The sequence below is a fragment of the Odoribacter sp. Z80 genome (assembly GCF_009935865.1).
GTDB lineage: Bacteria > Bacteroidota > Bacteroidia > Bacteroidales > Marinifilaceae > Odoribacter.
Map to the genome: position 1 here is coordinate 22,520 of NZ_QWEL01000010.1, position 23,015 is coordinate 45,534.

Genomic DNA, 23,015 nt, shown 5'->3' on the forward strand with positions numbered 1-23,015 from the left:
TTTGATGATGAAAAAAGCAGGACCTTATATATTATCTGTCTGTTTGTTTGTATACCTGATAATTGTGCTTACCTTTGCATCGGGAAAGCTGGAGGGGATTAAGTGTAAAGATTTGCAGGTTGTCGTTGACAATACCGGAGGAAATGTGTTTATTGACGAAGAAGAAGTGTTAAAGGTCATTAAGCACGGTTACGGAGATATCAGGGATGTGCATATTGTTGAAGTGGATAAAGACAGTATGGAACGGGTGCTGATTAAAAATCCGGTTATTAAGTCGGCTCAGGTTTACTACAGTTTAGACGGTAATTTTCATGTAGAGATCACACAACGAACGCCTGTACTGAGAGTTATGTCAGGTGAAGGTTATTATGTGGATGAAGATGGGGAAATGATGCCGTTGTCCGGAAAATATTCTGCGAGAGTTGTTGTTGCTACGGGAAACGTTTCTAAGAAATTCGCTTGCGACGGATTATATCCTTTTGTCATGAAGTTGAAAAACGATGATTTCTGGGATGCTTTGATTGAACAGATTGTCGTGAAAGAACAAGAAGAAATCAGCCTGATTCCGAAGGTGGGGAATTTTCGGATTGTAGTCGGTTCTTTAGAGGATATAGACCAAAAGATGGAGAATTTACGCTTGTTCCTTCAAAAAGGAATTGCTTTGAGAGGATGGAATGTATATAAGGAAATTAATCTGAAGTTTAAGGATCAGATTGTTTGTGTAAAAAGATAATATTTGGCAGATTATGGGTTTCACTGCATCTTTAGATATGGGTTCCGAAAAAATGGTGATGGCTTTGGCCTCCTCGGAACGTGCTGCCTGCCGGTTGGTTGGAATAAAAGTTTTAGCTTCCCAGGGAATGGAACGGGGAGTCATTAAAGATGAGGACAAGGTAAAGGCTTGCATAAGAAGTTTGATGAACGAATTGGTGAAAGACCGGGAAATTGAAGTGCTGAATGTTGCTTTGGGAGGAGAGGTGCTGCGGGTGTCCGAACGTCGGGTGACTGTGCCTCTGCAAAAGAGAATTGTCGAGGCCGGAGATATCCATAGGGCGGAGCAGCGTTGCCGGGAAGGAATGGGGGGCGGACAAGATGAGTTGGTAGATGTGATTCCCGTGGCCTATTCTGTTGACCGGGGAGAGTTGATGGCTGAGCCTTTGGGAAAATCGGGCCGTAGTTTAGAAGTGACCTATCAAGTGTATCTGGCTGAATATGGCTATTTGTCCAGGATGCGTTGTTTGTTCGAAGATTGCGGAGTGGGTAATGTTTGTTTTTGTCCTGTTGTCCGGGCTTACATGAAAGCTCTGGATTTGTCTGCTTTGACGAATGATTTTGCACTTTTGGATTTAGGAGCCGGAGGTATAAATGTTGTATTGTTCCGTGAAGGAATGCTGGAATATGAAGCACATTTGCCTTTGGGAATGCATACGGTGGATTTGGATATTATGACTGCCTTTGGTACAAGTGCAGGACAAGCCCGGAAATTGAAGCACGAATATGGTCAGGCGTTAAGGTCCCAGTGTAAAAATAAGAAAGTGCAGATTCCGGATACTAAATTTACTTTGGAAAGCCGGGATTTATCCATGGTGGTCCAAAGCCGGGCTGAGGAATTGTTGGAAGGGGCGGTTTATCTTTTACAGAGCTGGGGTTTTGACCGTCCGGAAGATGAGATTTTAATCACTGGCGGGGGATGTCGTTTACAGGATTTGGACAGTTTATTGCACCGGTTTTCCGGCCATCCTGTTGTTCGGGCTGTCGCCAGAGGTGTGCAGACTTCCCGGGAGGAGGTTTTGTATACACCGGAATATTTTGTAGCCTTAGGATTGTTGGGCTGTGATAGCGGGGAAACCGGGGAAACGCGGAACGGACTGGGCGAAAAGGTAGTGAAAGGGCTGAAAGGTTTTTTCGGTATCTGATGAATTAGAATGGTTTTATACTTTTTATTATGGATATAGAGGATGATTTGATTTCGTTGAAGTTGCCGCATCAGCCGCAGGATGAATCAATCATAAAAGTAATTGGTGTCGGCGGAGGCGGGAGCAATGCGGTAAATCATATGTTCCGCCAGGGTATACATGGGGTTGAGTTTGTTGTTTGTAATACGGATATACAAGCCTTGCGCCAGAGCCGGGTGAGGAACCGCATCCAATTGGGCAAGGAACTGACTGAAGGCAGGGGTGCCGGAAGTCAGCCGGAGCGGGGACGCTTGTCGGCAATTGAAAGTATGGATTTTATAAAAACCATACTTCAGCGTAATACACGGATGGTTTTTATTACTGCCGGCATGGGGGGAGGTACCGGCACCGGGGCAGCTCCCGAGATTGCGCGACAAGCCAGGGAGTTAGGAATACTGACCATCGGAATAGTCACCGTACCGTTCAGTTTTGAGGGAAAACGAAGGATTGAACAGGCTATGACTGGTATTGATGAGTTGGAAGAGTATGTTGATGCCTTGCTGATTATTGCCAACGAACGTTTACGTGAGATATACGGGGACCTGAAATTGTCAGATGCTTTTGCCATGGCGGATAATGTGTTGACTATTGCAGCGAAGAGTATTGCCGAAATCATTACCGTGAAAGGATATGTGAATGTGGACTTTGCCGATGTGGAAAGCGTTATGCGGGATAGTGGGGTGGCGTTGATGGGAGCGGCAGAAGCGGAGGGAGAGGAAAGGGCAATGGAAGCTTTGAATAATGCTTTGATATCTCCATTGCTGAACAGTAATGATATCCGTGGTGCTTCCAATATCCTGTTGAATATGCTCTACGGAGAAAAAGAGGCGACCATGGATGAGATTAGCCTGATTACAGATACTTTACGTGAGAAGGTGGGGAAGAATGTAAATGTCATTTGGGGTACCGGTAAGGATGACGGATTAGGAGATAAGTTGCGGGTTGCCGTGATTGCTACCGGATTTAATAATAATCGGAATAAACCGGTTGTTACCGGTGAAATGCAGGAGGACAGCCAACCGGGGAAACGGAAACCTTATTTTAAGGTGGAAGCTCTGCCGGAGGATTTGGAAATGAAGATGGTGGATCCTTCTGCTTTGGAAGAAGAAGCACGCCAACGTCGGGTGAAACAGGATGAGGAGCGCCGCAGGAAACAGAGACGGGAAAATGAACAGCAGACAGAGCGCTATGAACGAAGCCGCCGGGGAATCAATGAAGTACCCGATACGAACAGTTGGCTGAAACGGAAGATAGGAACACTTTTCAGTGACGAAGAATAAATTAATTTTGATTTAGACAGGCCATGGTTGACGGATTTATAAATTTTAATCTGAATGAGAAAACCCCTACCATCATCAAAGTCATTGGTGTTGGTGGCGGTGGTGGCAATGCTGTGGAGTATATGTACGATAAGGGAATTTGTGATGTGGATTTTGTCATCTGCAATACAGATTATCAGGCTTTGCAAAATAGCCCGATTCCTTATAAAATACAGTTAGGCAAGGAGTTGACCCAGGGGCATGGTGCCGGTAACAATCCGTCTATGGGGGAGAAGTCTGCACAGGAAAGCTTGGACGATATAGAGGCGTTGTTGAGAAAGGACACCAAGATGGCTTTTATTACGGCTGCCATGGGGGGAGGAACCGGTACCGGCGCAGCTCCGGTGATTGCTAAGTTATCCAAGGATATGGGTATTCTTACGGTTGGAATCGTTTCTGTGCCGGCCCGCTTTGAAGGTCCCAAACGTTTAGATCAGGCCAGGGAAGGACTTAAAAAGTTGAAAGACCAGGTGGATTGTCTGATTGTGATTGATAATGAGAAAATCAAATCGATTTACGGTTCCCAGACGATATCGGCTGCTTTTGCCAAGGCCAATGATGTATTGAATATAGCGGCAAAGGGAATTGCTGAGATTATTACGCTGCCGGGGTATATAAATGTGGACTTTGCTGATGTGAGGACCGTTATGACTGATAGCGGAGTGGCCATTATGGGTGCTGCACAGGCTTCCGGGGAAGACCGGGCAATCCGGGCAGTGACCGATGCGCTGGAGAGTCCTTTGCTGAACAATAATGACATTCTGGGAGCCAAAGATATTTTATTGAACATTACTTCCGGGACGGATGAGATTACGATGGACGAGATGTCGCAGATTACTTCTCATATTATCCGGAAGGTAGGAAATAATGCTGCTGTGATTTGGGGTGTAGGTACCGACCTTAACCTGGGAAATGCCATTTCGGTGACTATTATAGCTACGGGATTTCCGACGGGAGATGTGGAATTATTTGGTATGGAGACTGCTTCGGACGGTGTGTGCCAACCTGCGGTATTGAAAGAGGAGGAAGTGGTTGTTAAACCGGGATTGCCGATGTCTAAAATCCGCGAACTGGAAGGTGTCCCGGCTTTTGAACGCAGGGACCTGAAGATTAACTGACCGTAGGCAAATACAGAAACAAAAGAAATACGGTGTGATGCCGTTTGTAACATGAATATGCAACGTTATGTTGCTCGTAACGCAGCCGGGTGCTGCAAAATAGATTGAATGGAAAAATTTAAAGAATTAGGTTTAGAAGAAAAAATCCTTAAAGGTATTGAAGATTTAGGGTTCGAAACACCCAGTCCCGTACAGGAAAAAGTGATTCCCGTTATTTTAGGGGAAGAGAATGATTTGGTTGCATTGGCCCAGACCGGGACAGGAAAGACAGCAGCATTCGGTTTACCGTTAATTCAGAAGTTAGATACTTCCCTGAATGAAATCCAGGTATTGATATTGAGTCCTACCAGGGAGTTGTGTGTGCAAATCGGTAAGGATTTGCAGAATTATGCCAAATACCGGCCAGATATTCAAGTGTTGTGTGTGTACGGAGGTACAGAAATCCGCAAACAGATTAGGGAGTTGGAAAAAGGAGTGCATGTATTGGTTGCTACTCCGGGGCGCTTGTGTGACTTGATAAAACGACAGGCGGTCAATATAGACCATGTGCGTTCGGTTGTATTGGATGAAGCCGATGAGATGCTGAACATGGGCTTTAAGGAGGATTTGAATTTTATTCTGGAAGAGACTCCGGATAGCCGGAACACTTATTTATTTTCGGCAACTATGCCGAAAGAAGTGGAACGCATTGCCCGCAATTACCTGCATAATGCGAAAGAAATCTCTACTGGTAAGAAGAATCAGGGAGCTGATACGGTGTCCCATGTTTATTATCAGGTACGGGCTAAAGATTGTTATGAAACCTTGCACCGGGTGATAGATTGTGCTCCTGATATGTATGCTATTATTTTTGTGCGTACGAAAATGGATGCCCGGGAGATTGTCCGTAAATTGCAGAAAGACGGAATTGAATGTGATGCATTGCATGGTGATTTAAGCCAGGCCCAACGCGATGAGGTGATGGAACGTTTCCGGGCGAAGCGGCTGAAAGTTTTGGTTGCGACTGATGTGGCGGCCAGAGGCTTGGATGTGGATAATCTGACCCATGTGATAAATTTTAACCTTCCGGAGGACGTGGAAAGTTATACCCACCGGAGTGGACGTACCGGACGTGCCGGGCGGGAAGGTGTTTCGGTAGCCATTATCAATTCCAAGGAAAAAGGAAAACTGCATCGGATTGAGAAAATACTGAAAAAACAGTTCCAATATTTGGAAGTGCCTGCCGGAGAAGCGGTTTGCCGGGCTCAATTGCTTTATTATGCCGATAAGATTATGGCTGCCGAGCCTAAGGAGACCTTGGATAAGTATCAGCAGGAGTTGTTTGAAAAATTTGAAGCTTTGACGAAAGAGGAATTGATACAGAAAATCGTTTCCTATGAATTCGGTAAATTGCTGAAGAAATATGCATCAGTGGAGGATTTGAATCTTTCCGAGGATGAACGCCGCGGAGGCAAGGGTAAGGAAGGCCGGCGCAGTGACCGGCGGGAGGAGAGCTCAAATGAGTTTACTACTTTCAGTGTGAATGTCGGAAAGGAGGACGGTTTTACTCCGCGCGACCTGATGAGCATTATCAACGAAAATGCTCCGCGTAAAGGTCTGGAAATAGGCAGTATCCGTATTTTTGAAACCAATACCAAGTTTGAAGTAGATATTCGCGGCTTAAACGGATTTATGTCTTGTTTTCGTAACGTGAGCTTTAATGGCCTGCCTTTTACTTTGACTGAAGTAAAGGACCGTTACAGTCGTGAGCGGGGAACAGATCGTGGCCGTGGCCGCGATTTTGGCGGAGGACGCCGGAATGCTACTGCAAACAATAAGTGGCGCAAAAGCGAAAGCGGCGGTCGTGCCCGGTTCAGCGAAAAGAAAAAAGACGTGGGAGGCAAGAAGCGCAGAAAATAAGATAGTAGAAAAAATTAAGGTACCTACATACCAGATTACACCAAATCATAGATTAAAAAGAAAACCGGTTGAATTTCAACCGGTTCTTTTTTATTCATAAAGATTTTAATCTTCATAGAAAATCTTAAATGTTATAATGTCTCCTTCATCATCAATAATAATTTCTGATATATAATCTCCTTCCATTTTATAACTGAATTTATATTCAGATTCATCTTTTCCTTCTTCTTCAGACTCACCTGTATATTTTATTGAAGAAGGTAAATGTTGAGAACGTTTTCCAGCAATATCTAATAAAAATGGTTCGGTTACAGATTCGGTACTAAAAGTAATATATGTTATAAAAGGAAATAAATCAATATTCAAATTATGGTGCTCCTATGCTAGTGGATGGTTTACAGGGTAATTCCAATTATAAAACCGGTCGCTGGATTGCTTTTTACGGAAATGATATGGAAGCAGTGGTGGATATGCAGCAACCTACAGAGATTTCAAGTGCTGAGATTGCTGTTTGTGTGGAAAAAGGGGACTGGATTTTTGATGCCCGTGGGTTTGCTGTTGAAATATCCGAAGATGGTAATAACTATACGCGGGTTGCGGCTGAGAATTACCCTGCGATGAAAAAAGAGGACCGTAACGGAATATTTAATCATAAACTGACATTTGAGCCGGTAAAAGCCCGTTATGTAAAGGTGATTGCTAACTCTGAGCGTCAGATTCCCGAGTGGCATGGCGGTAAAGGAAATCTGGGATTTTTATTTGTTGATGAAATTGTGCTGAATTAATATTTTCAGCAGCAGAATAAGGGAATATTGAAATTTTGAGAAATCTTGTATGAGCCTCACAGCAATGCCGTTGTGAGTTTTTTGCATTAATTTTGTCATTAAAATCGGAAATATGAAATAATTATGATAAAGTAGTTGATGTCTTTGATGATGGTGCGCAGATTATTGTTTATGGTAAGTTAGTTGGTCGGTGTAAAATGGGATATTAGAACTTAATGTTACAGGAAAACTTACTTATATTAATCGTGATTTTAATCAATCGGAAGATGATAGTGGAGTAAAAGCAGGACCATATATATCTTCCATTATTGGAATAAAGAAAAGAATAGAAATCTATTTGTCTAAAAATTGACAAATATTAGGAATAAAATAGTTTGTTGTAATTTGGTATGTAGGTGCCTTTTTTATACAAAAACGGTTATAGCCACATAGGCAAAAATATTATATTTGCGTTTTTAACGGTAAAAGATAAAAACATGTCTGCTCCAGCACCACCACCTTTGCATGATATTTTACGTTACGATGATGTGGCGGTGAAGTTACTGTTCGAGCATTATTATGTGCCTTTGGTGATTTTTGCCAAAAACTACCTTTCGGATATAGAAGACTGCAAAGATGTGGTACAAGGAATTTTTCTTCATCTTATTGAAAACAGGGAAAAATTTACTTCTGTTGATAATTTGAAAGCTTACCTTTACCAGACTACTCATAACCGTTGTTTGAAACACCTGCGTCATGAAGGAGTAAAACAACGGTATGTTTTTGAATCACAATCCATTGAAGAAGAAGCTTTTTATTTAGACCATGTCCTGGAAGAAGAGGTATATATACAACTTATACAGGCCATCGATTCTCTCCCGGGGCAATGCCGAAAAGTTTTCCGGTTAGTGCTTGAAAATAAAAGTAATCAGGAAATAGCCGAAACTCTTTCCATTAGTGTTGAAACTGTCAAATCTTACAAAAAGCAAGGAAAAGCTTTGTTGTACAAGCGTTTAAAAGGTATTGTCCCGCTGGTTCTACTGACTTTTTGGTTACAATTTTGATTATTTTTCATATTCGTATACCCTCTTTTTGTTTCCTTAAGGGTCTTTATATTGATTTGGAAATATTATGGAAACAAAAGAAAGTAAAATATTCCGGTTAGCGGAAATAATAGCGCGTTCTCTGCGGGAAGAACTTTCCGCAACGGAGCGCATGATGTTAGAGGAGTGGTTGGCTCAGGATGAACGTCACCGCACCTTGTACGACTCTTTCGGACAAGAAAAAACACTTGCAGAACAGCTACAGTTACATCAGCATATCGACTGGGAGGGTGACTGTCGGATGTTTATGCAGAAACAGCATGCTTTGCGTCGTTGCCGCTGGCTATTCCATAACGGTCTCCGTTATGCTGCTGCAGTTATGTTGCTACTTTCCGGACTGACTGTGTGGTTGGTGAAATCCCACCGGATAGATTCAGCATTGCCTGCCGAAGAATGGGGAAACGGCCACAACAAAGCTTGTCTCACCCTCGCAGGCGGCGAGCAGATTGTTTTATCGCAAAACGACACGGTAACCGTTCCTCTGCTTTCCCAAAAAGGAGCGAATATTGAAATCCGGGAAAACCAAATTACTTATTCTACAACATCGGCTGTCAACGACAATATTCCCTGCAATACGCTCACTACACCCCGGGGCGGAGAGTATCTGCTGACCCTTGCGGACGGTACCCGGGTATGGCTCAACACCGAGTCGCAGCTCCGTTACCCGGTAAAATTCACCGGAAAACAACGCACCGTTTATCTTATCGGTGAAGCTTACTTCCATGTGCATCCCGATGCTTCGCACCCGTTCACCGTTATTTCCGGGCCTGCCGAAATCACGGTGCTGGGCACAAGCTTCAACCTGCGGGCTTATCCGGAGGAGGATATTGTCACGACATTAGTTTCAGGAGCCGTGCAGATGTCCGAAAAAATCGGCGGACAAAGCGTACGTCTGGCTCCCGGCGAACAGGGATGCCTCGAGAAAACCAACGGTTACATCACAAAACAGGAAGTCGACACCTATCTCCATACAGCCTGGAAAGACGGGCGAATCGTTTTCCGGGACATGCGGTTGGAAGACCTGTTTACCACCCTTGCCCGTTGGTACGACTTAGAAGTGTTCTACCTCAATCCCGAAGTAAAAGACATCCGTTTCACAGGCGACATGGACAAAACCGAACGCTTCGAAGACATACTTCGCATCATTGAGCAAAATCGGCGGGTACGCTTCCACATCAAAGGCCACACGGTCTCTATCTCATGGCAATAAATCATTAACTAAAATAAAAGTCTAAATCAAATTTAATGGAAAACAGAGCTGAAAACAGCCGTCGCTATGGTGGGCGATGGCGCAAAACACAAAAGATTATGAAACTTTGTATGTTGTTTTTGTGCGCAGCCTTTTTACAAGTCTCGGCTAAGACTTACTCACAGGAGGCAAAATTGGACCTGAAAGTGAACAATGCTTCGCTGGAGCAAGTCATGAACAACATCCGCCGGCAATCGGAGTTTAGTTTTTTCTTCGACGATGCGGCCGTGAAAAATATTGCCAACATCACGTTGGATGTCCGGAATGTCCATATCGAAGAAGTGCTCACCGCTTGCCTGAAAGGGACAGGTTTTTCTTTCCGCATTTTAGACAAAACCATTATTCTGTTCCGTGAACAATCCCAAACAGTGGACCCTCAAAAATTTTATAAAGTACACGGAAAAGTAGTGGACGAAAATAACATGCCCCTGCCGGGTGTTACCGTCCTCTTAGACAGCACACAAATGGGGATTTCTACAGATGTCGGGGGGAATTTCACCCTGTCGGTACCCCGGGAAAAGGGAAAATTGGTCTTTTCCTTTGTGGGCTACAAAACCGTAAAAATACCCTATAACGGTGAAAATGCTGTAAATGTAAAAATGGAGCCCGAATCGGCCAACTTGGAAGAAGTGCAGGTTGTGGCCTACGGTGCACAAAAAAAACGTACTGTTGTCAGTGCAATCTCCTCCGTAAAAGCTGATGACCTCAAGGAATTGCCTACCCATAGTCTCGAAAACCTGTTGCAGGGACACATGGCAGGAGTGGAAATCAGCAACATTTCCGGTTCTCCGGGCGGTGGCGGTTCGCTGGTAGCCATTCGGGGATATAACTCTTTGTTTGTCGAAGGCGAAGGCGATGAACGCAATTACGGCACCCCGCTTTACGTTATCGACGGCGTGCCCATGCAGTCGTTCACCTCACCGGTGACCGGCTCGAATACCTTGTCTGATTTAGACCCGTCGATGATTGAATCCATCGAAGTACTGAAAGATGCCGCTTCTGCTGCCATTTACGGTTCGCGTGCCGGAAACGGCGTTATCCTCATCACGACCAAGAAAGGCCAGGCCGGAAAAGCCCGTTTCGCTGCCAACTTTTCTTATTCGGCATCTTGGTTACCCGCAGCTCCTGACCAATGGGGGGGCATTTATGAACGCAGGTACCACCTCGAAGCTTTATACAACACCCTGGCTCCTTATAAAACAGCCGACGGCACCTGGAAATTGCCGGAGTCGTACGAAGAGGTATATGAAAACCGCAAGGACCACGGCCCCATGTACAATTGGTTTTGGGGGTCTACCCGTCCGCAGAATGCCATTGCCTTACAGGACAGTCTGAATCCGTTTTACAACAACTCTACCCACTGGTGGCGGCAAAACTACCAGGTTGCCAAGGTGCTCAATGCAAACCTTCAGGCTTCCGGCGGAAATGAAAACGTACGTTATATGATTGGTGCCGGATATTACGACGAAGAAGGAATTGCTATCAATACAGGCTTTACCCGCTTCAATGTATTGACGAACCTGACGGCTATGCCGGCTAAAAAATTGCGCATGGACAGCCAGTTGTCACTCACCTATAGCGACCGGAGCCGGGGGAGCAACGCCGGTAGCAATGCCAGCAAAATGGAAGGGATTACTTCCGATCCGACAGATACACCCACCTTGCTGCCCGGAGAAGGGGAAGTAGCCCGGAAGATGCTCCAGCAAATGAATGAGACATCGGAAAAAAATCAAAGCTATTCCGGGCGGTTCAATTTGGTGCTGGACTACGAGATTATCCGCAATCTGCACCTGAAATTGTCGGCAGGCGTGGATTTCAACCAGCAGAATCAGAACGTCTTCAAACCGAAGGCGTTGGACCCGACTTACCATTTTTCTACTTCGGAGGGGACCATTGCGCGGGACATTTCGCTCATAAACGAAAACCTGCTGAGCTATAATTTCTCCCTCAAAAACCAGCATAATTTCGATGTATTACTGGGACTTTCTTTCCAGAAAGACCAGAGTTTCACGAATAAAGGTTCAGGTTCCAACGGACCGAACGACCATGTCCACTATGTCGGCGAACAAGGTTGGGGGGGCGACAACGGTTTAAACAATGTGGGCGACGGTACCACAGACCTGTTTATGTCCGCCTTCACTTATCTGTCTAATTTCGACGAAGAACGCCTCAATAGTTATTTCGGTCGTGTCACCTATAATTTTCAGGAAAAATATATGCTGGAAGCCACGTTGCGCCGCGACGGTTCCTCCGTGTTCGGCGAAAACGTTCGTTGGGCCACTTTCCCCTCTGTCGCCTTGGGATGGGCTTTTTCAGAAGAACCGTTTATGAAACGCTTTTATTGGCTGAGTTTTGCTAAAATACGTGGTAGCTGGGGTGTTTCCGGACAGAAATTCCATCAGCCCTACTTGGCACACGGACTGCTGTCGCCCGACCATTACACCTTCCACGGTAATGCAGGAATGTTGCCGAATACGAGTGCCGGCGTTATCAACAAAAACCTCAGCTGGGAAGAAACCAACCAATACGACGTGGGATTGGATGTCAGCTTGCTCGACTATCGTTTTAAAATCAATCTAGACTATTATTACCGCTACACCAAAGGCCAGTTGAACCGCATTACCCTCCCGGGAAACACGCAATATCTCGGTTTCCAGTGGCAAAACGGAATGGCCATTTCCAATCAGGGTATAGAACTGGAACTGACGGCCGACATTTTCCGCGAAACGGCGGTACAGTGGCGCATGAAATTCAACCTTTCGCGCAACTGGAACCGCTTTGAGAAGAGTGCGGACGGGTTCGACTTCAACAGCCAGATTATCGGCAGGCCGCTCCACCAGTTGATGGTGTTCAAAACCGACGGTTTCTACAACAGTCTGGACGAAGTGCCCAAATATTACACGGCTAACAAAGAAATACAGTTGATTTACGACAACGACACCCGGATGGTGTATCTGCCGGGCGCGCGTAAGCTTGTAGACCTTAACGGTGACGGGCGTATCAGTGCTGCCGATAAATACGCAGCTGCCAGTCCGCTGCCTAAGGCACACGGGGGATTCATCAATGAAATTCGTTGGAAGAACCTGGACCTGAACATCTTCTTCAATTACTCCATCGGTCGGCATGCACTGAAAATTTACGACGATTTCAGCCTGAAACCGGATGCTGCTTCCGGTCCCCTCTTTGCCGATGTGACCCAACTAAACGTCTGGAACGGTGCAGCAGGCCAACAGGCAGTTTACCCCAAACCCCAGGATTACGGATTGTATTACCAGTACTCCGGCCTGTTCGATTGTGACATCGAAAAGGTACATTTCCTGCGCCTGAAACAATTGACATTGGGATACAACCTGGAAGAGAAGATTGTCAAAAAAATCGGCCTCGGTAGTGCGCGTTTCTTCGTGACAGCCGAAAACCTTTTCCTGCTGACCAACTATTCCGGTATCGACCCGGAATTGATCGACCCGACCAACGGTATGGATAACCTTACTTCCTATCCGTTGCCCCGCAAGTTTACCGTAGGATTGACCGTTAACTTTTAATATGCCATCGAGATGAAAAGATTATATTTCTTATTGTTATTCCTGCCGTTGCTGTCCTGTAACGACTGGCTGGATATCTCTCCCGAAAATTCCGTGACGCTGACAAATTTCTTTCAGAGTGAAGCCGACCTGGAATCCCTGCATACCTCCATGCTGGCTCGCATGAAAGTAGCCTGTAAAGGCAAACAACCCTATTATTACATCTCCGTCGATGCCGATGAGCTGAAACCCAACATTTCCGGTTTCCGCGAACTGGATGTGGCCACACACACCACCCAGACACTCGTCGGCGGAACGCTGAAAAGCTCATGGCACGACCATTACGCCTTGATTAGCCTGGCCGACCTGATGATTGACAACGAATACCGCTTTCAGAACATTTCGGCAGAACGGGCGGCCTTTTGGCTCAAACAGGCACATTTTGTCAAAGCAATTACCTATTTCCGCATAGCTCAGATTTGGGGAGATGCGCCCATTTCGCCGGGCTCGGAATCACTCATTGCCTTAGCTAAAAAACCGGCCTTGGAAGTGTTGCAATACGCTGCCGGAGAAGCTGAACAAGCCCTTGACTTACCGGCACACGACAAAATGACCAACGCGAACGGTCGCACCATTACCTCCCGGCAATATGCCAGTCGGGGGTCTGTCAACACCCTGCTGGCCAATATCTATGCCTGGATGGGGGGACTGACACAAGATGCGAAATACTGGGAACAGGCAGAATACTATGCCTCACAGGTTATCGACGAATTTGACGGCGACTATGAACTCGAAGACATGGCAGGCTTAATCGGCAATGTATTTGGCAAAAACCGCCATAGCAAGGAAACCATTTTCAGCATCGACAACGACATACTGGACGATGCCCATACCTACGACAACCGCTTCACAGGTGAACTGCCGGGACAGGAACTGATTGATTACCCTTACACCAATGTCAGTCCGCAACCCCTGTCCACCAACAAAAGCCAGGACTACAACCGAATTTCAGTGGAAACGGTAAAAGAAATCTATCCCGAAGAAAACGATCGGAGACGGCAGGAATTTTGGTACAATTTGGGCAACGTTAAATACACAGACGATGGAGAAGAAAGAGTATCCCCCTATGCTTTTATCCATAAATGGCGCGACTATCATTATCAAACCAACCCGGAGGTACTCGGAGGTCAGGGCAAAGTGCCCGTTGCTACCGACTGCGATTTCGTTTTCTGGCGATTGGCCGACGTGGTATTGCTGCGTGCCGAATGCCGTGCACGGCTCCAAAAAGCGACAGCGAAAGACGACCTCGACCGGATTCGGAAGAGAGCCGGATTGGAGGCATACGCCGGGAGCACCGAACCGGAAACATTGCGCCGGGAGATTTTCAACGAACGCCGCCGCGAATTGTTCGGCGAAGGACACTATTATTTCGACATTGTCCGCAACGGTTACTACCGGGAGATGCTGCATGGTAAATTCAAAACCCTCACCGATGAAGAAGTCCGCAACGGTGCACTCTACACCTGGATTAGCTCCGATGCTTTCGAAAAAAACACATTAATGACTCAAAATACATATTGGTTATGGCAAAAATAAAATCTTACATACACATAGCTCTTCTTTTATGTGCTGGTCTGGCTATGACTTCCTGCACAAAATGGAATTATCACGACGGCGGTATAGCCGATGGAGTACACGACTGCTCCATGTGGGACTATTTCAAAAAACAACCCCGTGACTGGGATTCCACCCGGGTGATGATTCAACATGCCGGCTTACAGGATTTGTTCGAAGGCAAAGGAGAATACGGGCAAATTACGTTTTTGGCTCCCAGTAACCTGGCCATTATGACCTACCTGTTCGATAACAACTACAGGCGGGTAAGCGAAATTCCCGCCGCTGAATGCCGGCGTTTGCTGGAAAAACTAATCATTCCGCAGCGCATCCTGATGAACAATGTGCCCCGCGGTTCCCGTTCCGATGCGACAGGCGAAAAGACCGGCGGCAAAACCTATATCCTGATGGACGGAAGTGAAGCTTTCCTCTGGACTTTCCAGGAGTCCTACTTAGGGGTTGAAAATGCAGGTGCCGTACATCTGTGGTTCTATATCGAAAAATTCGCCACCTCCCGGAGAATCTACTCCAGCAACATTCAGACCGAAAACGGGGTGGTACAAGCTTTAGGACATGACTTCTTATTTGAATAACTCCTTAATTTTATCCGGACATGAATAAATACACCGTATATCTCACTCTCTTTTTCGCCCTGCTTGCTTTAATGGGGTGCGAAAAAGAACACACAGGCTACCTGTTTACAGAAGATGCCCGATACCCGATAGACAGTCTGAAAATTATCCGCTACGACGACTATAATAAAGAAGTGATTCGGCTGGAAGAGCAATTGAACAGCTATTCCGGAGAGATTCTCGACTCCTTGAACGCTTATCGTGCAATTGAAGCAGAGGAAGCTAAAATCACCGAAGAACTCGAACGGTTGGAAGGCATTATGAATAAACACGGAGAAACGCTGTATGCCTACTTAGACCAGTTTGCGGACGAATCCGACGCCGACCCTGCCCGCGTGCAGGAATTGACGGACAATTGCGAAAAAGCGTACGAAGCTTACGCGACATACGAGGCTGTGGTGTACGCTCCGGTATTCCAGATGAGGGACCAGATAGAAAGAAAAATCAAAGCCCTCTGCCAGGAAGCCGGTCTGGAAACTCCCTTTGCCATTGCCCGGGAGTTGGAAAAATTGCAGAAACAGCAATCTTTAGATGTTCCCTGGACCACCTCCTGCATCGAACAGTTGTTGGGAACGGAACCGATAACCTATTCCCTGGTGGGCATCCGGAGCAACCGGGGGGAAGAGGCTGCCATGGATTTCGGGCATTACCTCACTGTTATCGGAGGCGGACGCATGTATGTGGATGCCAAAGTCAACTCTCCGGCCGGGAAATACGTTATTTCGCTGCGGGTCAGCAATGAAGGATACAGCGTAGTGCTGCCCGATATATTCACCTTTATCCTGCAATAAATCATTTCTGAAGATATGAAACATTTGAAACTCCTGTTTGTTGGTCTGCTTCTCGTGGCTGCCAACGGTTTATCTGCCCAAATCACATTTACAGAGGGCACTTTTGAAGAAGCTTTGGCCAAAGCCAAAGCAGAAAAGAAAAATCTTTTTATCGACTTCTACGCCAGTTGGTGTGGTCCCTGCAAAGTGATGGCCACTCAGGTGTTCACCATTCCACCGGTAGGCGACTACTTCAACGAACATTTCATCAATTGCAAATTAGACTGCGAAGCGGCAGCCAATAAAGAGATTGTCAAACGCTACAAAGTGGAATCCCTGCCCACGATGATGTTCATCGACAGTAAGGGCGAGGTATTAAGGACCCTGATTGGAGCCGTTACTCCCGACGTGCTGATGCTTGAAGCGCAGATTGCCGCAGGCGAAGAACTCACGTTCGAGAAACTGTATGAAAAATCGCGCAAAGAGAAGAAAAACACTGAATTGCAACAAAAATTGCTAATCCGTGCACCCTATTTTATCGGTACGCAAAACGATTACAACCAGGAAAAATGGAAGGTGCGCATCGATGCCCTGTTCCCGGAATACCTCAAAACCAGGAAACTGGAAAACATGGTCAACCCCACCGACTTTGCCATCCTCTCCCTCTATCATCCCGAGATGGAAAAACAAGACGAAATATTCGATTTCGTAGTCAAAAACTACGACCGTTATTGTCAGGCAGTGGATAAAGAGACGGTACAGAACTACCTCATCGGACTTTACAACACGCATATCCTGCGCCTTTGCAGCACCGGCAAAACCGACTACAAGCAAGCCCTCGGGCGCATCGGTGACGACTTACAGGCCATCTATGCCGACATGCCCTTCGGCGACCTGACGGCGGTTGAAGCGGTGACCCTGCTGGCCGACAGTTATTTTAACCTGTTCCGTCGCAACCTGCCCCTCTTTTTTGAAAATATGGACAAGTATTTCGCAGGAGCCGGAAAAGCGTTGAGTATTAACGACTACACTCAGCCCATCGAAGACCTCTACGGTCTTTATCAAGGTAATCCGCCGGACAATGCCCGCCCCATGCTGATTCAATGGTTAGACCGTGCCCTGACATTCGACATGACCGCCCAACTGCGTGCCCGTCTGTTGATGTTGCTGGCGGAAAACCAGCAGAAAACCGGTGATTCGGCTAAAGCTAAACAAAGCCTCAACCAGGCCTTTATCGTTTGCGCCGGTATTCCGGAAGAAGCTGTAAAAGTGCAGTTACAGAATATGATTCGTGAAAAAATGAACAACCTATGAGAATCTTTTTCCTGACATTGCTGATCGTCTGTGCCCTTCGCCTGTCGGCGACGCCGGAAACACCCTTCCGCTACGGACGGTTGGAAAACGGACTGACCTATTATATCCGTGCTACGGGGGCATCCGCCGGGAAAGCCGACTTCTATTTAGTGCAGAACGTGGGGGCCCTGATGGAAGAAGACCATCAAAACGGGCTTGCCCATGTGCTCGAACACATGGCTTTCCATGCCACGGAAAATTTCCCGGAAGGCGTACCTGCCTTTCTGAAACGCCGGGGCATCCAGGATTTAAATGCCTACACAGGGGCCGATGAAACGGTCTACCACATCAACGGCGTCCCCACGGCCGACAACGGACTGGTAGATTCCTGCCTGCTCATTCTTCACGACTGGTCGGGCTTCCTGCAACTCCGAGCCGACGAAATGGAAATCGAGCGCAAAGTCATCCTTGAAGAACGCCGTCAAGGGATGGACCTTTCACAACGGATGCAAAGCCGGCTCAACGCTTACCTCTACAACCACAGCAAATACGCCACCCACGACGTTATCGGCACTCCGGAAGTCCTGAACCACTTCACCGCCGATGAAGTGCGCGCCTACTATCACGACTTTTACCGTCCCGACCAGCAGGCAGTCATTGTCCTCGGCGACATCAACCCTGAAGCGGTGGAGGCCGGGGTGAAACGCCTTTTTGCCGGTATTCCCAGGCGCGTGAATGCCAAACCGCGGGTGGTATATACCATTCCGGACAACGAACAGCCCCAGTATTGCCGGCTTATCGATGAAAATATTCCCCAGAATGCCGTTGTGCTGATGAAACGTTTCCAAAAACCGGAAATTCATACCCTCAGCGACCAGGTCAAAGACCAGCTGTGCCGGGAGTTCTATAACCAGATTGTCGGCGAACGGCTCCATGATTTTATCTCGGAAGAAGACGCCTTATTCCTGAGTGCACAGGCTGGTGTACACGACATGGTGCGCCATTACGAGGGACAAAACATCGCCATTACCCCTCTGCCCGGGATGGAGAAAGAAGCAGTGCAACAAGTGCTGGAACAGCTTGAACGCATCCACCGCTATGCCATCACAGACCAAAAGCTAAAGGAACTGACAGACAACTACCGCCTCGGGCTGAAACAGTCGGCCGCCATGCTTGGCCGCATGCCCAACAGCGTCTACCTGAAAATCTATCAGGACCATTTTCTGCTCGGTTACCCATTGGCCGAAGTGGCCGAAAAATTAGACGCCACCTGGCATCTGCTCGATTCCATCGACAGCCGCGCCGTGCATGCCTGGCTCGACCGGTGGAATGCCGGCGACCTCAACCGCATATATGCCGTACAAGGCAACAACCCGGATTACCCTTTCCCGGACAGCGAAACTTTGACACGTCTGTTCCGCGAAGCCCGTCAAGCCTTGCCGGCCCCTTACGTGCAGGCCGTTGCCGATACGCTGCCGGCTCTGATGGATTTCACGCCCACTGCCGGTCGCATTGTCAAAACCAGGACGTTAAAAGCCCTCGATGCCGAGGAATGGACCTTGAGCAACGGAGCCAAAGTCTACTACAAACACAACGATTACGAAACCGGTGTATTTAACCTCCTGGCCGGAAGCCCCGGAGGCCGTTCCCTGTTGCCGGCAGAAGACCTGCCCTCGGCCGATGCGCTGAATACCTTGTTCCTACAATACGGATTGTACAAATACCCGGCCCGGGTGCTTAATACCATTATGCGCGGGCACAACATCGACATCAACATCAACCTCGGCGAACGGTCGGAAAGCATCAATTGCAGCAGCACGCGCGACGATGCGGAAATTGCTTTCCAGTTCTTTCACCTCACTGTCGTACATCCCCGGTTTAGCCGTCCGGACTTCGACAAATACGTGCGTGCCAACAAAATCCAGCGCACCTATGCCAAACCCACAACCGATGATTCGATTGCTGCCGTCATGCAGGAGTTGCACACCCTTCCGTCGCCCCGAATCTACCAAACAGATACGGCTTATTATGCGGCGATGGATTACAACCGGATGGTGGAAATCTACGACGAGCGTTTCCGTAACGCTGCCGACTTCTCCTTCTATCTTGTCGGCGATTTGCCCCGTGAAGAGGCCCGCAGGTTAGTGGAACTGTATATTGCTTCCCTGCCAACCCGGAATGTCCGCGAAACGCCCATGCACCATCGATATGCCAACACGGCATCCGCCACGCGCGACATTCGTCTGGGATTGCCCGAAGAGAAATACATGGTGAACATAGAATATAAAAACCACCTGAAAACCAAGGAATCGGATAAAATCTGTTTTCATGTCCTGCGGAAACATTTCGACAACCTCTTCCGGCAGATTATCCGCGAGGATGAGGGCGGTTCCTATGGAGTGCACCTCCATACGGAAGCGGAGGATTACCCGTTCTACGACCAGACTTTCGCCATACAGTTTGAGAGTTCGCAGGCTAAAGGACCCCGGATGCGGCAAATCGTTCACGATCAAATCCGACAGTTCCTCAACGAAGGTATCTCCGAAGACGACGCCGAATACTATCTGTTGGTGCTTAAGAAAGAACACCAAAAGGCCTTTGCCGGAAAAAACGTGGCCTATTGGACGGAAAACCTGCAATTTTACAACCGCACCCATACCTCGCTTGATGACCCCCGTTATTTCGATGGCATCATCGATAAAATCCGTGCGAAAGACATTGTTGCATTTGCCCGTAAATTTTTTGACACGGCACAGTGTATAGATGTAGTAATTTATTAACTTCTTAAAATTTAACGTTATGAAAAACATTTGGATGATGCTGCTCATCATATGCAGCGCATGTGCTTTCACCGCCTGCTCGGGCGACGACGACAAACCGACACCGCCTCCCGTTGCTCCGACAGCAACCCTTCCGGAAACCTTGACTATCGGTCAGGAAGTCACCATTAACGGCAAAGACTTTGCCACTACTGCCAAACTTATTTTCAAAAATAGTGCGGATGCGGCTAAGCCTTTGGACATCGAAGGAGCTGTGTTCACGGCTACAAGCATCACCTTCACCGTGCCCGCCGGTGCAGAAGCCGGTAACTACAAAATCGTAGTACGCCAGAACGACAAGGAATATGAATTGGGAACAGTAGAGCTGCTGGCAAACAAAGTGGAAAAAAAGCTTACCAAAGTCATCTTTTCCGACCCTTGGGGCACCACTGTAGAGTATGCCCTCACCTATGGCGAAGACGGACAAATCGGGAAAATCGGATATGTTGTAAAAGCAGAGGGTGAAACTCAGGAAATGATTTACAATGTAAAACGGGAAAGTGAACAGGTCTTTATCGCTGACGCAGAAGAAGCCGAAGCATATACCTATTCCTTGAAAGACGGTAAAATAGCCGGTTACGTGGATGCTTACAACACCTCTTTCAACTGTCAATATACAAACAACTACCTTACTGCTTTAGCCGTAAGGTATGAGGGAGAAGAGGAAGAATATGTCATCGAATACGAATATACCGATAACAATTTGGTGGCCATCGACGGAAGCGGACTTAAATTCGGGGAACAAAAAAATATCCCGAACGGTGTAGACCCGGTGATTTGTATTTACAAATTTATCCTGACGTCTATTACAGAAAATGGTGACTTCTTCCCGCATCTTTTAGGACTTTGCGGAAATTCCTCCGCTAATCTGCCGTCTTCTTTAGATGCCATGAATGGTCATTTACCGCTTACCTATACGTATGAAGAATGGGGTGGGATAAAGTCGATTGCCTGTACGAACGAAGAGGAAGTATCCACCATCGGTTTCGAATACGAATAACCGATAACGATTCAGGTGTTCCTGCCGCCAAGGTAAGGACATAGCAAGGAAGCCGGCCGAAAATTTTACTTTTCAGTCGGCTTCCTTTTTTGAACGGATAGCTCCGCTCACACACTGGTCTCAAAATGCCCTTTTCAGGATTTCGCGGATGTTATCGGCTTTGCCCATGGTGTAGTAGTGGATGGCTGGAGCACCGTGTGCCAGCAAATCGCGGCTTTGGGTGGTACACCAGTCGATGCCCACCTGAATTTATAAATACCTTATTTATAAATTTTTAGAATTAAGATTATTTTATTAAAAAGGAATAGATTTGCAAAAAGGAAAATAGATAAAATTTATACACTTTTTGGTACACTATCTCAAAATGTCACCGAATTTATCCGTGAATGTCACGGAGTTTTGCTGTTTTTTGCTTTCCATTCAAAAAGTAAAAACCCTGTAAATTAATAGTTTACAGGATTTTTCTTGATTTTTTCTTTGTCTTTCGGCGGAGAGAGAGGTTTATGAACCAACTCCCATTAAAATCCTTATTATCAAGGTGATAATTATTTCAAACTGTCCTTTAGTAACGATTTAGTAACAGATTTCTGTCTATCATCGTCTCCTGTTATCATTCAAGAATCTGCTTGTGTAATTTTGGTAAAAGTAATCATTTATTTGAATTGGGCAAAATAAAGCAATATGTTTGCAAATTTTATTTTGTGATCATAGATATCTTTTTGATCAAACAGACTTTTCCATTAGCCCTCGCGCACCTTCATAAGAACAGCTCTCGGATCCTTTTTCCTGTGCCTTTTCCAACAGAGCTTTTCAAAGGTTCAGTCAATTCATGAATAGAAGATTACTTCTGGAGCGTTCTAACTGCTCTGCCTGTTCAGCATCGGTATCAGCATAAAGAGCCGCATTATCATATTCCTTTTGCCGTAGGCTTCTGACTTTATCGGCATAGATACATGATTCTTGATCCAATTGGGACTTACATTGTATAATACCATTCAGATCTCGCTTTGGCTTATAAGTGGTTTTACCTTCGGCATTAGTCCGTGCATTACGTGACTTATCCCAAATAGGTGTCGTAATAGTACGATTGAGATATTCACGAACTCTTTGCGGAGTATCTTTCCCGGATTGGAACACAGGATAAGATTCCACATAAAGATACCACTCATCACGATATTCAGACTTACGGAGCTTTACCGACACTCGTGTATTGACTAATGCTTTCTTCATCGCTTCATACCTTTATATAAGTTATCAATTTCTTTCTTGGGTACATACATAAAGTTACCTATCTGTCGGGTAGGGATAGAGTATTTGCGTATATGGAGATAAACTGTACTTTCATTCACAAGAAACTTCTCTGTAATCTCTCCAATGGTATAACAGTCTTTTGGTTCCAAACTATATAACTTGGCGATAGGCTTTGGCTTTGTGAGAGTTTTCTTTCGGAGCGGATAGAGTTTCATCAGTTCTTCTTTTGATAATAATGTTTGCCTTTCTCCGGCATTCACGCTTGGAATTGTACCCTTACGAATCAAGCGATAAAGAGTTTCTTTGCTTATGCCAAACAAAGCGTATGCTTCAGAGACCGTGATATACTCTTTGGACTTGGGTATCTTCTTAACCACTTCGTCTAACCTTTGCAATCTCTGTTCTTCATCCTTACGCCTTTTCCACGCAATTTTGGAACATTTGGGAGAGCAATACCACGATTCAATGGTTTTAGCCACAAAGGTCTCTCCACAAACCTTGCATTGACGTGTTATTTCAAATTTTGCTGCTGGCATAATTCACTTTTTACTTATATTTCTCATTCTCAATACCAACATTTTTATAAGTGTCACATTATCTACTTTTAAGTGTCGGTACAATTATGGTACAAATATACAATAAAAATCCGAATAACAAGCAAAGTCAAAGAAAGGTGATGTAAAAAAGAAATAGGGCATAACTCATTGA

General features: G+C 46.2%; 17 protein-coding genes and 3 pseudogenes. 16 read left to right on the forward strand and 4 right to left on the reverse strand.

Annotation, left to right across the window (positions count from 1 at the left end; genetic code table 11):
* The first annotated feature begins 7 nt into the window (after window positions 1-7).
* The 6 genes and pseudogenes from D1136_RS08035 (at window position 8) to D1136_RS11040 (ending at window position 6,291) form a co-directional block, all read left to right on the forward strand.
* Window positions 8-733 (forward strand): cell division protein FtsQ/DivIB, encoded by a 726-nt coding sequence (locus D1136_RS08035; protein WP_161877121.1) that lies wholly within the window; start codon window positions 8-10, stop codon window positions 731-733.
* A gap of 13 nt (window positions 734-746) precedes the next feature.
* Window positions 747-1,916 carry a cell division FtsA domain-containing protein gene (locus D1136_RS08040; RefSeq protein ID WP_161877122.1) on the forward strand — a complete coding sequence of 390 codons (1,170 nt, stop codon included), beginning with the start codon at window positions 747-749 and terminating at the stop codon, window positions 1,914-1,916.
* A gap of 29 nt (window positions 1,917-1,945) precedes the next feature.
* The gene (gene ftsZ / locus D1136_RS08045) at window positions 1,946-3,235 is read left to right on the forward strand and encodes a cell division protein FtsZ (RefSeq protein WP_161877123.1); all 1,290 of its coding nucleotides are present in this window, start codon (window positions 1,946-1,948) and stop codon (window positions 3,233-3,235) included.
* A 23-nt stretch (window positions 3,236-3,258) separates the two neighbouring features.
* Window positions 3,259-4,392: a cell division protein FtsZ gene (gene ftsZ / locus D1136_RS08050; protein ID WP_161877124.1), complete on the forward strand. Its 1,134-nt coding sequence runs from the start codon at window positions 3,259-3,261 to the stop codon at window positions 4,390-4,392.
* A gap of 108 nt (window positions 4,393-4,500) precedes the next feature.
* Window positions 4,501-5,097: pseudogene (locus D1136_RS11035) on the forward strand (DEAD/DEAH box helicase); the annotation flags it as partial.
* Between the two features lie 51 nt (window positions 5,098-5,148).
* Window positions 5,149-6,291: a helicase-related protein gene (locus D1136_RS11040; protein ID WP_370461326.1), complete on the forward strand. Its 1,143-nt coding sequence runs from the start codon at window positions 5,149-5,151 to the stop codon at window positions 6,289-6,291.
* A 105-nt stretch (window positions 6,292-6,396) separates the two neighbouring features.
* Here D1136_RS11040 and D1136_RS08060 read toward each other — a convergent pair whose 3' ends face one another.
* A complete protein-coding gene (locus D1136_RS08060; RefSeq protein WP_161877126.1) occupies window positions 6,397-6,657 on the reverse strand; it encodes a hypothetical protein in 261 nt (86 codons plus the stop codon).
* On the opposite strand from D1136_RS08060, the pseudogene D1136_RS08065 reads away from it, so the two are divergent.
* The 10 genes and pseudogenes from D1136_RS08065 to D1136_RS08110 all read left to right on the forward strand — a co-directional run.
* Window positions 6,648-7,076: pseudogene (locus D1136_RS08065) on the forward strand (discoidin domain-containing protein); the annotation flags it as partial. The gene D1136_RS08060 and the pseudogene D1136_RS08065 sit on opposite strands and share 10 nt — an antisense overlap.
* A gap of 476 nt (window positions 7,077-7,552) precedes the next feature.
* Window positions 7,553-8,119 (forward strand): RNA polymerase sigma-70 factor, encoded by a 567-nt coding sequence (locus D1136_RS08070; protein WP_161877128.1) that lies wholly within the window; start codon window positions 7,553-7,555, stop codon window positions 8,117-8,119.
* Between the two features lie 67 nt (window positions 8,120-8,186).
* Complete coding sequence (locus D1136_RS08075) at window positions 8,187-9,368, forward strand: FecR family protein (RefSeq protein WP_161877129.1); 1,182 nt, start codon at window positions 8,187-8,189, stop codon at window positions 9,366-9,368.
* 35 nt (window positions 9,369-9,403) lie between these two features.
* Window positions 9,404-12,949 carry a SusC/RagA family TonB-linked outer membrane protein gene (locus tag D1136_RS08080; RefSeq protein WP_161877130.1) on the forward strand — a complete coding sequence of 1,182 codons (3,546 nt, stop codon included), beginning with the start codon at window positions 9,404-9,406 and terminating at the stop codon, window positions 12,947-12,949.
* A gap of 12 nt (window positions 12,950-12,961) precedes the next feature.
* Entirely contained in the window at window positions 12,962-14,524 is a 1,563-nt protein-coding gene (locus tag D1136_RS08085; RefSeq protein ID WP_161877131.1) for a RagB/SusD family nutrient uptake outer membrane protein, read from the forward strand.
* A complete protein-coding gene (locus D1136_RS08090; RefSeq protein ID WP_161877132.1) occupies window positions 14,512-15,135 on the forward strand; it encodes a fasciclin domain-containing protein in 624 nt (207 codons plus the stop codon). The genes D1136_RS08085 and D1136_RS08090 overlap by 13 nt, the downstream gene beginning before the upstream one ends.
* 20 nt (window positions 15,136-15,155) lie before the next feature.
* Window positions 15,156-15,965 carry a hypothetical protein gene (locus tag D1136_RS08095; RefSeq protein WP_161877133.1) on the forward strand — a complete coding sequence of 270 codons (810 nt, stop codon included), beginning with the start codon at window positions 15,156-15,158 and terminating at the stop codon, window positions 15,963-15,965.
* Window positions 15,966-15,980: 15 nt separating this feature from the next.
* Window positions 15,981-17,258: a thioredoxin family protein gene (locus D1136_RS08100; RefSeq protein WP_161877134.1), complete on the forward strand. Its 1,278-nt coding sequence runs from the start codon at window positions 15,981-15,983 to the stop codon at window positions 17,256-17,258.
* 80 nt (window positions 17,259-17,338) lie between these two features.
* The gene (locus D1136_RS08105) at window positions 17,339-20,017 is read left to right on the forward strand and encodes a pitrilysin family protein (RefSeq protein WP_237567025.1); all 2,679 of its coding nucleotides are present in this window, start codon (window positions 17,339-17,341) and stop codon (window positions 20,015-20,017) included.
* Between the two features lie 19 nt (window positions 20,018-20,036).
* A complete protein-coding gene (locus tag D1136_RS08110) occupies window positions 20,037-21,056 on the forward strand; it encodes an IPT/TIG domain-containing protein (protein ID WP_161877136.1) in 1,020 nt (339 codons plus the stop codon).
* A gap of 120 nt (window positions 21,057-21,176) precedes the next feature.
* On the opposite strand, the gene D1136_RS08115 is transcribed toward D1136_RS08110, so the two are convergent.
* From D1136_RS08115 to D1136_RS08125, 3 genes and pseudogenes are all read right to left on the reverse strand, one after another.
* Window positions 21,177-21,299 carry a methylenetetrahydrofolate reductase gene (locus D1136_RS08115; protein WP_237567026.1) on the reverse strand — a complete coding sequence of 41 codons (123 nt, stop codon included), beginning with the start codon at window positions 21,297-21,299 and terminating at the stop codon, window positions 21,177-21,179.
* Between the two features lie 591 nt (window positions 21,300-21,890).
* Window positions 21,891-22,286, reverse strand: a pseudogene (locus tag D1136_RS08120) (Arm DNA-binding domain-containing protein); the annotation flags it as partial.
* Window positions 22,283-22,843 carry a helix-turn-helix domain-containing protein gene (locus D1136_RS08125; RefSeq protein ID WP_161877137.1) on the reverse strand — a complete coding sequence of 187 codons (561 nt, stop codon included), beginning with the start codon at window positions 22,841-22,843 and terminating at the stop codon, window positions 22,283-22,285. The gene D1136_RS08125 and the pseudogene D1136_RS08120, both read right to left, overlap by 4 nt.
* Window positions 22,844-23,015 lie beyond the last annotated feature (172 nt).

Excerpts from the sequence above, each read along its gene's own strand:
- D1136_RS08100 (WP_161877134.1), top strand. The coding sequence starts at position 15,981 with ATGAAACATTTGAAACTCCTGTTTGTTGGTCTGCTTCTCGTGGCTGCC.
- D1136_RS08085 (WP_161877131.1), top strand. The coding sequence starts at position 12,962 with ATGAAAAGATTATATTTCTTATTGTTATTCCTGCCGTTGCTGTCCTGT.
- D1136_RS08070 (WP_161877128.1), top strand. The coding sequence starts at position 7,553 with ATGTCTGCTCCAGCACCACCACCTTTGCATGATATTTTACGTTACGAT.
- D1136_RS08110 (WP_161877136.1), top strand. The coding sequence starts at position 20,037 with ATGAAAAACATTTGGATGATGCTGCTCATCATATGCAGCGCATGTGCT.
- D1136_RS08095 (WP_161877133.1), top strand. The coding sequence starts at position 15,156 with ATGAATAAATACACCGTATATCTCACTCTCTTTTTCGCCCTGCTTGCT.
- D1136_RS08125 (WP_161877137.1), bottom strand. The coding sequence starts at position 22,843 with ATGCCAGCAGCAAAATTTGAAATAACACGTCAATGCAAGGTTTGTGGA.
- D1136_RS08040 (WP_161877122.1), top strand. The coding sequence starts at position 747 with ATGGGTTTCACTGCATCTTTAGATATGGGTTCCGAAAAAATGGTGATG.
- D1136_RS08035 (WP_161877121.1), top strand. The coding sequence starts at position 8 with ATGAAAAAAGCAGGACCTTATATATTATCTGTCTGTTTGTTTGTATAC.
- D1136_RS08090 (WP_161877132.1), top strand. The coding sequence starts at position 14,512 with ATGGCAAAAATAAAATCTTACATACACATAGCTCTTCTTTTATGTGCT.
- D1136_RS08080 (WP_161877130.1), top strand. The coding sequence starts at position 9,404 with ATGGAAAACAGAGCTGAAAACAGCCGTCGCTATGGTGGGCGATGGCGC.
- ftsZ (WP_161877124.1), top strand. The coding sequence starts at position 3,259 with ATGGTTGACGGATTTATAAATTTTAATCTGAATGAGAAAACCCCTACC.
- D1136_RS08075 (WP_161877129.1), top strand. The coding sequence starts at position 8,187 with ATGGAAACAAAAGAAAGTAAAATATTCCGGTTAGCGGAAATAATAGCG.
- ftsZ (WP_161877123.1), top strand. The coding sequence starts at position 1,946 with ATGGATATAGAGGATGATTTGATTTCGTTGAAGTTGCCGCATCAGCCG.